This is a genomic window from Nitrospira sp. Nam74, from assembly GCF_965152615.1.
In genome coordinates this window covers 4321848-4334656 of the sequence record NZ_OZ224220.1, presented here as the reverse complement: position 1 = coordinate 4334656, position 12809 = coordinate 4321848, and the positions used below count along the sequence as shown (strand labels likewise).

At 55.7% G+C, this 12809-nt stretch carries 12 protein-coding genes and 1 pseudogene; 9 read left to right on the top strand and 4 right to left on the bottom strand.

Going from position 1 to position 12809, the window contains the following annotated elements:
• Positions 1-151: 151 nt before the first annotated feature.
• Entirely contained in the window at positions 152-1123 is a 972-nt protein-coding gene (locus tag ACWHYZ_RS20390) for an aldo/keto reductase (protein ID WP_447984501.1), read from the bottom strand.
• Between the two features lie 270 nt (positions 1124-1393).
• Between ACWHYZ_RS20390 and ACWHYZ_RS20385 the strand changes: the two are divergent.
• A pseudogene (locus ACWHYZ_RS20385) lies at positions 1394-1857 on the top strand (KUP/HAK/KT family potassium transporter).
• Positions 1858-2116: 259 nt separating this feature from the next.
• The gene (locus ACWHYZ_RS20380) at positions 2117-2317 is read left to right on the top strand and encodes a hypothetical protein (RefSeq protein WP_447984500.1); all 201 of its coding nucleotides are present in this window, start codon (positions 2117-2119) and stop codon (positions 2315-2317) included.
• A 135-nt stretch (positions 2318-2452) separates the two neighbouring features.
• Here the strand turns inward: ACWHYZ_RS20380 and ACWHYZ_RS20375 are convergent, their stop codons facing one another.
• Both ACWHYZ_RS20375 and ACWHYZ_RS20370 read right to left on the bottom strand, forming a co-directional pair.
• A complete protein-coding gene (locus ACWHYZ_RS20375) occupies positions 2453-2977 on the bottom strand; it encodes a hypothetical protein (protein ID WP_447984499.1) in 525 nt (174 codons plus the stop codon).
• 66 nt (positions 2978-3043) lie between these two features.
• A complete protein-coding gene (locus tag ACWHYZ_RS20370; RefSeq protein ID WP_447984498.1) occupies positions 3044-3625 on the bottom strand; it encodes a hypothetical protein in 582 nt (193 codons plus the stop codon).
• A 453-nt stretch (positions 3626-4078) separates the two neighbouring features.
• On the opposite strand from ACWHYZ_RS20370, the gene ACWHYZ_RS20365 reads away from it, so the two are divergent.
• The 7 genes from ACWHYZ_RS20365 (at position 4079) to ACWHYZ_RS20335 (ending at position 11849) form a co-directional block, all read left to right on the top strand.
• Positions 4079-5533: a PAS domain-containing sensor histidine kinase gene (locus tag ACWHYZ_RS20365; protein ID WP_447984497.1), complete on the top strand. Its 1455-nt coding sequence runs from the start codon at positions 4079-4081 to the stop codon at positions 5531-5533.
• A gap of 827 nt (positions 5534-6360) precedes the next feature.
• Positions 6361-7440, top strand: a complete 1080-nt coding sequence (locus ACWHYZ_RS20360; protein ID WP_447984496.1) for an aminoglycoside phosphotransferase family protein — start codon at positions 6361-6363, stop codon at positions 7438-7440.
• 101 nt (positions 7441-7541) lie between these two features.
• Positions 7542-8294: a nucleotidyltransferase family protein gene (locus ACWHYZ_RS20355; RefSeq protein ID WP_447984495.1), complete on the top strand. Its 753-nt coding sequence runs from the start codon at positions 7542-7544 to the stop codon at positions 8292-8294.
• Positions 8295-8369: 75 nt separating this feature from the next.
• Positions 8370-8819 (top strand): hypothetical protein, encoded by a 450-nt coding sequence (locus ACWHYZ_RS20350; RefSeq protein WP_447984494.1) that lies wholly within the window; start codon positions 8370-8372, stop codon positions 8817-8819.
• A gap of 3 nt (positions 8820-8822) precedes the next feature.
• Positions 8823-9587 (top strand): DUF72 domain-containing protein, encoded by a 765-nt coding sequence (locus ACWHYZ_RS20345; RefSeq protein WP_447984493.1) that lies wholly within the window; start codon positions 8823-8825, stop codon positions 9585-9587.
• Positions 9584-11230, top strand: a complete 1647-nt coding sequence (locus ACWHYZ_RS20340) for a glycoside hydrolase family 13 protein (RefSeq protein WP_447984492.1) — start codon at positions 9584-9586, stop codon at positions 11228-11230. Before ACWHYZ_RS20345 ends, ACWHYZ_RS20340 begins: the two co-directional genes overlap by 4 nt.
• A 178-nt stretch (positions 11231-11408) precedes the next feature.
• A complete protein-coding gene (locus tag ACWHYZ_RS20335) occupies positions 11409-11849 on the top strand; it encodes a DUF4383 domain-containing protein (protein ID WP_447984491.1) in 441 nt (146 codons plus the stop codon).
• A gap of 155 nt (positions 11850-12004) precedes the next feature.
• Here ACWHYZ_RS20335 and ACWHYZ_RS20330 read toward each other — a convergent pair whose 3' ends face one another.
• A complete protein-coding gene (locus tag ACWHYZ_RS20330; protein WP_447984490.1) occupies positions 12005-12796 on the bottom strand; it encodes a mechanosensitive ion channel family protein in 792 nt (263 codons plus the stop codon).
• Between the last annotated feature and the right edge of the window lie 13 nt (positions 12797-12809).

Here is a 12809-nt window from a genome sequence, read left to right as displayed (position 1 = left end):
CCAGGCGTCATGTCATGAACGGAAACAGTACGATACCGTACTACATTTGCCTCGACAGATCGAGCGGACGGATTATTACGCCCTATTAAGGGAGAAAAGAATAGTAGATAATTGATTCCTGGCCTCAGCACGGGCTCAAGACTAATAGTGGTCACCATGCGTACGCCTCCGGAGCGGGGCCGCCCGGGCCAGGAAATATTGTGTCCAGAGCCGTTAAGGTTTCAGGGGAGAGGGTGATCTCGAGAGCCTGTAATGACCCGTCCAACTGCTCGATTGTCCGAGGTCCGATGATCGGTGCCGTCACGGCTTTCTGATGGAGCAGCCAGGCCAGCGCCACATGCGCCGGATCTTGACCAAGCCTTCTGCAGAGTTGTTCATAGCGTTCGAGCTTTTCGCGATGAGTCTCGACGTCCTTTTTCAACTCGTCCGCGGCCCGGCGTCCCGTAGCGGCGGGTTGAAGCGCGCCTGCCAACAGTCCGCGCGCAAGTGGACTCCACGGAATAAGCCCGATTCCATATGCCTCGCATGCGGGAATGACTTCCAGTTCGACCATGCGCTCAACAAGATTGTAAAGACTCTGTTCGGAGACCAGTCCCATGAAGCAGCGGTTCTTGGCCAATTCTTGCGCTTGCGCGATGTGCCAGCCGGCAAAATTGCTGCTCCCGACATACAGGATCTTCCCTTCGCGGTACAGTTGTTCCAGGGCCTGCCAGATCTCTTCCCACGGCGTGCTTCGGTCCACGTGGTGCATCTGGTACAGATCAATGTAGTCCGTCTTCAACCGTCGTAAACTCTCTTCACACGCATGGCGAATATGCAATGCCGATAATCGAGCCTCATTGGGTCCTTCACCCATCTTGCCGTACACTTTGGTCGCCAGCACGACCTTTTCGCGTCGGCCCTGCCCCTGAGCCAACCATCGGCCGACGATCTGTTCGGTGACACCTTCCCCGAGTTTCCAGCCATACACGTTGGCGGTATCAAAAAAATTGACCCCCTGATCAATGGCGCGATCCATGATTCGAAAACTATCCTGTTCCGCCGCTTCCGGCCCGAAATTCATGGTGCCAAGGCAGAGCCGGCTCACACGTATTCCTGAGCGACCGAGATGGACGTACTTCATGTTCACACTCCTGGGTGCCTCTCATATACAGGGTAACACACGGCTTTTGCTCTTACCTCCGTGCTTGTCCAACTCCTGGGGGAGGGGACAAAAGCCACAGGGAAGAGCTGACATCCTTGCACTCGTCGTCAAGGCAGCTGAAACTCACCGCACCTGAACTATGCCATCCGTAACCGGGTCGTCGCCTCGAACTCTTCTTCGCTTCGCCCTAGCCTCCCCTGCATACAAGACATTGTTCTTTACAACACAACATTCCCCGTATCGTGTTGGGTGAGAACGCGGTTAGGCCCGAGTGCCGGGCTATGCGGTGTTTCTTGTGTCAGACTCCCCGGGGTGACTCCTTTGGCGCTGGTACAGAATGTTCGGCACAACAAGGTGCTCCACGAGCACCTGATCTTCTTAACGGTCATCACTGAAGCTGTCCCTCATTTACCGGCAGCAACACGCTGTCAGTTGAAGTCGATTGCGAAGGACGTGCAACAAGCCATCGCCCACTACGGGTTCATGGCCACGCCGGACGTGCCGGATGTGCTCGGGCGTTGTCGGAAGGAGCGGCCGATCATTCTGTTGAGGGAAACCACGTTCTTCTTAAGTCGCCTCACCTTCATGCCACACTCAGACCGCGTATGGCGCTGTGGCGCCAAAAGATCTTTGTGTTCTTGAGTCGCAACTCTCAGCGAGCCAGTTCGTTCTTTCACTTGCCTACGTTGACGGGACGGCCGCCTTGTGAGTAGGGTAAAGGTATGACGTACTGAGCCACGGGGACTGTCCTATCGCTCGTGCGCCCACGTTCCGCTTCGTGCGCTTGATTCTTAGTCTTTGGGTTCGTACGCGGACCAGGTCGGCCCGATTCATGTGAGGAATGCCGACGGGACTTGTTGAATACCTCACGCCGCAATCGGTACACAATCGGTTTCCCCGTGCTGCAGTATGCCGTTTCTTGGCGTGCTGTGCTTCGATTAGAGTCACTGTTATGCTGAAAGGAATCGTGACATGAATTGCCTTCGTTGCCGTGGCCTGATGGTATCGATCAAGTTAGAAGACGCGGAGGGATCATCTCGCTGGTCTAGCGCATGGCAATGTCTCCTCTGCGGCGAAGTGATTGATGCGGTCATTGCGGCCAATCGAAAGGGCCATCCCGAACCGAGACGCTATGAGCCGCGACTCCAAGGTCACGTCAATCGCACGGCCTAGATCGGGCAACCCCCAGTCATCGGTGGCGCCGATCGGTGTCCGGTGATAGATAAAACAGTCATCGGAGAAGGGGCGAAGGGCACCGTATGGTTGCGCTCAAGACGTGACCGGAGGCGACTGCTGAGGGCTGTGGGCTTACAGAGACAAGAATTTTCGAGACACGGTGTTGAAAGCATCGGGATAGAGCTTCAGCCCGCATTCCTCACAGAGGCCATGGGTAAAGTCCGCTTCAGAATGGCGACTGATATAGAGCTCCCAGGCAATCCAGCGGTTCCCGTCATCTTCAATCTTCTTACAGGCCGAACAGACGCGAATATATCCATAGAGAACTTTGATTTGTACCGTCAGATAGGCGGTTCCCCAAATGAGGCATACGGTCAAAAGGCGATTGGCCATCACCATCCATGGAGTACCGCCAAGAGGAGACGCATACCAGGTGATGAGTGTGAGCGCCGTACAGAATGCGGCGGAGGTGGGCACAATGCGAAGCGGCCGTAAGAAGCGAGTCAGATAGATCGGAATAGGATACAGCATGGAGACGATCACGCCCGTCGGAGTCAGGAAATCGGCAAGGAAAATCGCGGCGATGAGCACGCCGATGAAGATGGGAAGCCAGGTGTTATAGCGTAGCAGGCGTCGCGGCACTCGGCATTGTATCACACACCCGCCATCCACTGACGGGTGGCGGTCTCTTTTTTTAAATTTATATCAATAGAAAAGCTTAAGTTAGCGATTGTTGTGCTTATCGCGGAAGATCTTTCGGCTTTGCTTGTTCTCTTTATGCTGAATCCGGGCTTGCTCACCAGCACTGATGTGGCCGTCCGCTCCAGCTCTTGCCTCTGCTCGCTCCACACGGGCTTGGCCGCGCTCCAAGTGAGACACTTCTTTATTGCTCAATGAACCGCTTTGGACGCCTTGCTCGATGCGGCTTTGCTGATTAATATTGCGCTGCACGTCGGTCTGCATACGCTGCGAAGAGGCGGAGGTTGGGTTGCCGGTGACGTCATTGTGCTTCAGTGCGTTGATCTTGCCTGATTCCACGTTCTGAGCCCGGTTGATACGGTCCGCTTCCTGTTGCGAGAGCGTGCCATCCTTCAGCGCATTCTTTTCCATGCGGTCGATGCGTGCTTCACCGCGCTCCAACTGCGCGGCTTCGCCGGTGCTGAGCTGTCCGGACTTCAATCCCTGCTCGATACGGCCCTCCTGATTGATGTTCCGCTGCACCTCCGTTCCTACATCCTGTGCCAAAGCAACGGACGAAAATGGGGCAGTGAACATCAATGCCATGGCCGTCCGATATATGGTCATGACTTTCTCCTTGTGAATGGCTACCAGATCGTGTCGCGCCGCATCTTCGCGCGGGCGCGTCCGCACAACCATGTTTCCACGTAAGTATACCGGCCTGCATGGTAAATTCAACGGATTTTTATTAGGGGTACGAAAGGGTGAGTGTTCCACCGTTCGTCATTTGACAATCACCATGATCCACCATGGTACAGGTGAGAGATTTGGTTCAAAACGTTCTTGCTTGCCTTCAATGCAGCGGGGCTAATCGCTACAAGATGTCGGTGCGCTACTACACAGCAATCGTGTTCGGAACGACTGTTCCGTAGCCGAGGCGAAGAGTAGCATGGGACGCGCGAGGTGTTGTGGCGCAGTGGTTAGCAGGAAGGGATCAACGCTTATAGGTTTGAGTTCATCTGTATTCAGAACACGTTCATCGAAGTTCCTCAGCTCTCTTGTGCACCAGTTAGGGGATCGATGCAGGATACTCCAAGAGAAGATCAATGCCGCAAGCTGTGCCACCATCTACCGGATGTGATCTACATGTTTTCTCCTCAAGGAGCAATTCTGTATCTGAACCCTGCGTTCCAAACGCTGACCGGGTGGCCGCCCTCTCAGTGGATTGGCAAGCTGTTTTATGAACTCATTCACCCCGACGATCTTCTGTCCATTACCCAAAAGTTTGAACGCCTGTTAGGCGGCGAATCTCTGCCCCCCACTGAAACTCGTATTCTTATACGCTCCGGAGAACATAAGATTGTGGAATGTTTGGGGACGCGAGAGGCCACAGATGATCGGGTCGTTGGCGTAGCGGGGATTGCGAGAGACATTACCGACCGCAGGCAGGCGGAGCAGGCGTTACGTGAGAGCGAACAACACTTTCGTCAAGTGGTGGAGAACATCCGGGATGTGTTCTGGATGAGTGATCCGAGTAAGGGGACGATGCTGTATGTCAGTCCAGGGTATGAGGAGATATGGGGCCGAACCTGTGAAAGCCTCTATGCGTCTCCGCGCTCATGGCTGGACTCGATATGCCCTGACGATCAGCGTCGCATTTTTGAGGCCTCTCATACGCAGCAGATGCGGGGCTCCTATAACGAAGAGTACAGGATTATCCGACCGGATGGATCAATTCGCTGGATTCACGACCGGGCTTTTCCAATTCGAGACGACTCCGGAACGGTCTATCGTATTGCGGGCATTGCGGAGGACATCACGGAACGAAAGACTTTAGAGGACAAGGTCCGTGATTCGAATCAGGCCTTAGCCGGCTTGGCCGTACGCTTGCAGACTATCCGCGAGGACGAGCGCACCCGCATTTCCCGGGATGTGCACGACCAGCTTGGACAAGCGCTCGTCACGAATAAATTCTATCTGCAATGGATGGATCAAGCGCTCTCTGCCGGCAACTTTGTAAACGTGCTACCCCTGTGGCAGTCAAGGCTCAAAGCGGTGATTCAGGAAATGGATGTGACCTTGGCTGCCGTGCAAAAGATCTGTTTTGATTTGCGACCCGCTGAATTAGACCAACTGGGTCTTGGCGCAGCCCTCGAACGACAGGTTCAGGAGTTCGCGAGCCGCACGGGGATTTCATGCGAGACCGCGGTCCATATCGATGATAAGAGGATCACCATCGAGCAGGCCACGGCGCTCTTCCGAGTCTTGCAGGAAGCGTTAACGAATATCGCCAGGCACGCGCGCGCCACGCACGTCGATGTGCATTTGACGCAACAGAACGGGCAGGCAAGACTTGAGGTGCAGGATGATGGTATCGGGATACACGAGAGCAAGGTTCACGATGAGAAGTCACTGGGCTTGTTGGGAATGCGTGAAAGGCTCCGGCCCTTAGGCGGTCAACTCCAAATTGACCGGACTAAAGGGAAGGGAACGACGTTAGTTGCGTTGCTTCCGCTTCATATGGAACGTCAATAAGCTTTTGCCGATAAAACCCTACCGCTCGTGATTGATTGGGAATGCGGAGTCTTCGCCTTTTCAAATAAGCCCTGATGGTGTCCTCACGGATCATAGGACGCTTCACGTTCGTTCTACTTCCTGCGACAATAATTATCCGGCCTTGCCGATTCCGAGTGCAGAAGCACGCCACTGGTCTGATTCGTTCAGATCGATATGACGTCCCGAGACAAGTGTAGCGCTCTTTCCGAACGGCGGCAGATGTGCGGGGGGAATCGACAGTGCAACAACTTCTTGCGTCGCGCCATCGTCACGGGCTTACGCCATCACAGGGGCGGCCTGAATCAGACTGATGGCGGCCCCTAAAAGTTTCATAGCGTCGTTCAGGCATTTACGGCGACACAGGACGATGTTATTCAGTGGGTGAATCGGGGCTATGCCAAGTGGAGCTGTATGAACAGTGTCGAGAGGACAAGGCCGCGACGTGATAATTGTGCCGCGGTCGAACGATGCTATGAGCTGTGGACTGAGGGCGCTGCGTCACTGGAAGTCTCTTGCGGGACGAGAACGCGCTCTATCCCATTAGGAAGCGAGCGCGTAAGCCAATACTGCATCAAACGTATTCGATGGTGTCGCTGTAATGTGCTCTCGTTCAGCAAGAGGAGGCGCTTCTTGTCAACGCCACAGTTGTTCGGCCAATGAAGCAAACGGCTGAAAATTGTTGTCAATTGTTTAGCATCGGTTTCTGTGGGTCTTCGCGGATCCGGTCCGCCATTCAGCATGGCAAGGTCCCCGACATCGTCGCCTTCACGTGACAAGGCACGGCATCACGGATATAATCCTCTCTAATGAATCCTGCAGTCCCCGCTCCGCCGGATCCGGCTCTTATCGCTGACACGGTTCGCACCACGCTCCCGTTCCACGGCGCTCTATCCGCCATCAGTCCTCTTGCGGGCGATGCATCCAACCGGCGGTATTACCGACTGACGCTGAATGGGGGCTCGGCGTCCCTCATTCTGATGCAGTTAGCGTCACCCGAGGCGTTCAAGCAGTCAGAGGAAGCGGTGAGCGCCGTCAAGACCACCATTACGGAGTTGCCGTTCATCAATATCCTCAATCACCTCGCGAAAGCCGACGTGGCCGTTCCGGCTCTCTATCACTATGATCACAAGGCGGGGTTGCTGTATCTGGAAGATTTCGGCGACATCACCTTAGCCGATGCGTGCGGACACGCGCCGCTCCAGACCGTGCAGGCCCTCTATAAACAGGCGATCGACATGCTGGTGCGGATTCATACCACCGCGACGGCTCCTCCGCATGACGGGTGCATTGCGTTCGGACGCAGCTTTGACGTGCCGTTGTTCATGTGGGAGTTCGATCACTTTCTCGAATATGGCGTGACGGCTCGACACGGGAAGCCGATGCGGTCGTCAGATGAGAAAGCGGTACGCGAAGAATTCCACAAGATCGCCGAACTGTTGGCGACGCAGCCGCAGGTCTTGACGCATCGCGATTATCACTCGCGTAACTTAATGGTCGATGGCAAGCGGCTGGGTGTAATTGATTTTCAGGACGCGCTTATGGGACCGCCAGTGTACGATCTGGCCTCGCTGTTGCGAGATGCTTATATTGCACTCGACGAAAAAGTGGTGGATGGCCTCATTGTGTATTACATCGAGAGCATGGCGGCACAGAATCATCGGTTCGCGGATCGGTTTGCGTTTCGTCGACTGTTCGATTTAATGAGTATTCAACGCAATCTGAAGGCAGCCGGGCGCTTTGTCTACATCGATCGCGTCAAGCACAATCCCAAATTCCTTGCCGATATTCCACGCGTACTCGGCTATGTGAAGCGGAACCTCTCGCGGTATCGTGAACTGTCCGGCGTCCGTGACCACCTCGCTCCCTATGTGCCGGAACTGCAATGAAAGGGTAAAGAGGTAAGGGGGCCGGTGGTGAGGACGAATGTGTTGTTTCCCTTCCAAGGCTCCCCCGCGATCCCTTTATGCTCTGTCCCTATGGCGTCGCCATGCGAGCCATGATACTGGCTGCCGGCCTCGGTACTCGCCTCCGCCCGCTCACGGATGCGATTCCCAAACCCTTGCTGCCCGTTGGCGGCACGCCGCTCATCGTCTGGAACCTGCTCCTGCTCCGGCACCATGGCATACGCGATGTCATCATCAATCTGCATCACCTGGGTGACTTGATAGAGAAAGAATTAGGCGACGGTTCGACCTGGGACATGCATATTTCCTACTCACACGAACCCACGATCCTAGGCACTGGCGGAGGACTCAAGCAGGCCGAAAGATTTTTTGAGGGTGAGTCCGTTCTAGTGTTGAACGGCGACACGTTATGTGATCTGGATGTGGGGGCGCTTCGTCAGTTTCACCGACAGCAGAACCCCCTAGCCACGATGGTGGTGCGTGACGATCCGGATGTGGACCGATGGGGTGCCTTGGAACTGGATGCGGATCACCGGATTGTGCGGATCAATGGGCAAGGGCGGGGCAACAAAGGTCCTGTCATTAAACGCATGTTTGCCGGCGTGCATATCATCCACCCCCGATTGCTTCGTACATTACCGGCAGGCCGCGAGTCCTCCATCATTGATGCCTACGTGCGTGAGATCGTGCAAGGGGAACCGGTATCCGGCTATACCTTGCATGGCTACTGGTCTGACGTTGGAACGCCAGCGCGTTATGCAGAAGCTCAAACGGATGTGGCACGCGGGCTTCTGCGATTGTCTGACCGCCTCCAATACGGCCGCATAACTTCGTAGTTAGTTATCCGACTTACGTTTTCCTCAAAATCGGACTACAATCTGCTTCCAACATTACCTACGGGGGGTGACCCAATGGAATTGTTGAGGATCCTTGCCTGGATTTCGGTCGGATGGTTGGCTGCATCGTTCGTCTGGCGGCGGCCGACAGTGACGCCTCTCTCACGTGTACCGTCACAGTCCCTCCCGGTCCCAATGTCTCAATTCCCCGTACCTTCCTCTGCTGAGCCGCGCCATCCCCTGCTTTTCAACGGCCGGTCAATCATCGTGGATGAATGCGGCAAGCAGCGTCTGGCGACCCTGTGCCTGCGGGACGGCAAAAGTCTGATTTACATCGCGGTCTGTCCATGGCATAAAGCCACGGCAGACGCCAACTCCAGTGGCCGATGTTTTTCGTGGGATGTCGAAACAGGGATGGCGCATTGCTTTTGGTGCGGGTGGGGCGGTCGTGTGGCCAGGCCTCTGCCGGGTCCAGTCCATCCCGATCTTCTTCCGTCCACGTTCAGACTTGTGCTGGTCACATGACCTATGGCCCATCTTCACATCGGCACGTCCGGCTGGGTCTATCGCAGTTGGAAGGGCCCGTTCTATCCCGACACGCTGCCCAGTCGCCGCTACTTGGCTTTCTACGCCCAGGAGTTCAGTACGACGGAGATTAACTCGTCCTTTTATCACCTCCCTCGCTTCACTACATTCACCAATTGGGCGGAGCAAGTTCCCGAGGATTTTATCTTTGCGGTGAAAGCGAGTCGCTTCCTGACACATACCAAACGCCTCTTGGACCCGGAGGAGCCGTGGCAGCGATTTGTCGAGAGCGCGGTCAACTTAGGCAGTCACCTGGGGCCGATTCTGCTGCAATTCCCACCGAGCTTCACAATCAATGCGCCACGCCTTGAAGCCTTTTTCAAAGTTGCGAAGACGGTGAAGCCACGCTCGTTCGCGCTTAGGCTGGTCTGTGAGTTTCGTCATGAGTCTTGGTTTCACCCCGATATCTATCGCTTATTGAATCGGTATCGTGTCGCCTGGTGTATCGCCGACGGGGCGAAGTATTCCCGCAAGGATCTCGTGACCACCGATTTCGCATACATTCGTTATCACGGCCGGAGCAAAATGTTTGCATCAAACTATTCCAAGGCGATGCTCTTGAGAGAGGCTCGCCTCATTCGGCAGTACCTACGCGACGGCCTCGACACCTTCGTCTACTTTAACAATGATGCCCATGCGAATGCCGTCAGGAATGCGAAGTTGCTGAAGCGCTTGCTGGCTGCCATGAAAGTGACGGCGACGGCATGAGCGACGAGGCAACCTGGTGGCAGCGCGCCGTCATCTACCAGATCTACCCGTGGAGCTTTCAGGACTCCAATGGAGACGGGATTGGAGATTTACCCGGAATCACCAGCCGGCTCGATTACCTCAATGACGGCACATCAGATTCCCTCGGCGTCGATGCGATCTGGCTCTCTCCCATTTATCCCTCGCCGATGAAGGATTTCGGGTATGACGTGGCGGATTACTGCGCTGTCGATCCACGGTTCGGGACGTTGGATGATTTCGATCGTTTGGTCACGCAAGCCCACCGGCGCGGAATTCGTGTGCTGATGGATCTCGTACTCAATCATACATCTGATAGGCACCCCTGGTTTCAAGAGTCTCGATCGTCGAGGCATTCACCGAAACGCGACTGGTACTTCTGGGCCGATCCCGGCCCGTACCGCGGTCGTCCCAGTAACTGGACCGCCGTGTTCGGCGGGTCGGCGTGGGAATGGGACCGAACGACACGCCAGTACTACCTGCATTCCTTTCTCAAAGAACAGCCGGATTTAAACTGGAGTCATCCGGATGCGCAAAAGGCTATGCATGAAGTAGTGCGATTTTGGCTGGATCGCGGCGTCGACGGATTTCGCTTGGATGCCATCAATTGGATCGGAAAAGACTGCAACTGGCCGAACAATCCGCGGCGGTTCTTCGCGCTGCGGTCGTACTTGCGGCAGATTCACCACTATGATCGCGACCAGCCGTTCACTCATGCTGTCCTTCGTTTGCTTCGCTCCTGGACGAACGAATATCCCGGTGCGGTCATGGTCGGCGAAGCATCATCCGACACTCCCGGCGGACCGGCCGCGTTTTACGGGAAAGGAACGGACGAGCTGCATATGGTCTTCAATTTTCGCTTATTGAAGTCTCATTGGGACCCCCAACGGTTTCGTCAGCTCATCCGGGAGTGGGATCGCGCGATTCCGGAGGGTGGATGGCCGACGCAGGTATTGAGTAACCACGATAACAGTCGACATTACAGCCGCTACGGTCGCGGCGTGGATAGCGATACGGCGGCCAGGCGCGCGCGCGCCGCCGCGCTGCTGCTGCTCACGCTCCGAGGGACGCCCTTTCTCTATTACGGCGAAGAACTTGGCATGCAGGACGTGCGGCTGCGTTATCGCCAATTGCGCGATCCCTATACGCGCCGGTACTGGCCCTTCCTGCAAGGTCGCGATCCTGCCCGCACGCCGATGCAGTGGGATGAGGCGCTCCACGCCGGATTTACCACCGGCACACCCTGGCTCCCGGTTGCTCCCGATTCGGGCCACTATAATGTGAGTCGCAAATCCGCGGATCGTACGTCGCTCCTCTCGCTCTACCGGACACTGATTTGGCTGCGAAAGACCGCGTCGGCACTGACGATGGGCACGTATCGAGAGGTGCCCGGTGGCCCGCCGAGTTGTTTGGTTTATATCCGTGAAACATGCGGGCGGCCGAATGAGCGCTTCCTGATCGCCGTGAACTTTACTCCCGACTCCCACACCTTTTCATTGCCATCCCTTGCTGTTGGCGGCACCATCCTGCTTTCGACAGATCCGGATTCCACCGAAGCGTTATTCGATCCATCGTATGTTCGGCTAGGTCCCGACGAAGGGATTGTCGTGCGTCTCACTCAGTAACGATTATCTTCCACCCGTACTTTCATCGTTTCATCAGAGCCGTCAGCGGGCTGCTGACTCCTTAGGGGATAGCCCATCGACAGGCATTTGGATATTCACCGACTACGGTCGTGTCTCGCGCAGGCACGATAATGAAGTATCAAACGCGCGTGAAAAGCTTGCGCGAAGGGAGGCTGTTATGACGACCAGAAACGTTGCGATGTTAATCGGGATGATTTTTCTGGCAGTGGGGCTGTTGGGATTCTTTCCCGGAGTGGTGACTCCGCCGCCGGTCGGGGCGCCGAATGTGGCAATCGACACGGGGTACGGATATTTGTTGGGACTGTTCCCAGTCAATGTGTTCCACAACCTCGTACACTTGGCTGTAGGGGTCTGGGGATTGGTGGCCTCCAGGACCCTAGCGGGATCGCTCTCATTTGCACGAGGTCTGGCCATCTTCTATGGCATCTTGACCATCATGGGGTTGATCCCCGGCCTAAATACGACGTTCGGGCTGATTCCTATCTTTGGTCACGATGTCTGGCTGCATGCGGTGACGGGGGCGGTGGCGGCATACTTTGGATTTACGAGTCATGCAGAAGCGATTCCCGTTGAACGCGTATCCCGGCGCGCTTCTTGAACTGATGAGGAGAGCTCTGCAGGATCTTCCCTGCTGGGCTCGCGTTTATGCCCTTCAGATTGCTGTCTGCCGAGTTCGTCAGGGGAGCCTTGGGCCTCGCATTTGGGATCGGAGCCTACATCCGGTTTGTGGTTAGCCAGGCTACCAGAACCCTGTTAGGCAGGCAGCAATCGCACTTCATGCTGAGGGAAGGGAATGGCAATGTGGGCATCTCGGAATCGTTCGATGATGGCTTGGTTCAGTTCGCCTTGGGCTGCGGCATAGTCAGAGGTTCTGACCCATGGCTGAATGGAAATGGTGATCGCTGAATCACCCAATTGGCTAATACCCACTGCGGCGACGGGCTCCTTCAGCACACGCGGATTTCTTGAGAGAAGGTCCTTGGCAATCGTCAGCGCATGAGTCAGGTCGGTCGCATACGAGACACCGACGCTTAGGCTGAGCTGGCGAATGGAGCCGAAGTTATGAAGGATCTCGCCGACAATTTTCCGATTTGGAATGACGACGCGGGACCGGTCCGGATGCAGCAGGGTAGTCGAAAATATATCGATGGTAACTACGTCACCGTGGACGCCCAGCAGGGAAATGTGCTCGCCGACTCGGTAAGGTTTTGTGAAGATAATGGACAAGCCGGCCATGACATTGCTCAAGACCCCTTGAAGAGCAAACCCGACGCCTAATCCGGCGACCCCGATGCCGGCGATGAGGGGGGCAATCGGCACACCGACCTGATCGAGTACGATCATGGCCGTGAGCGCGAGGACTAGAATCTTGATGATTCGCACCAAGAGCATTCGAACGGGTGGTTCCATCTCGACGCGGTTGAGCCGCTGATGCGCGACGTTTCCGGCCCATTTCGCGAAGAGGATACCGATGATAAGAATCACGGTCGCGCTGAAAGCCTGCAGGCCATAGCGTAGGATGAGATCCGTACTCAGTTCTTTCATCACAACCCTCCCG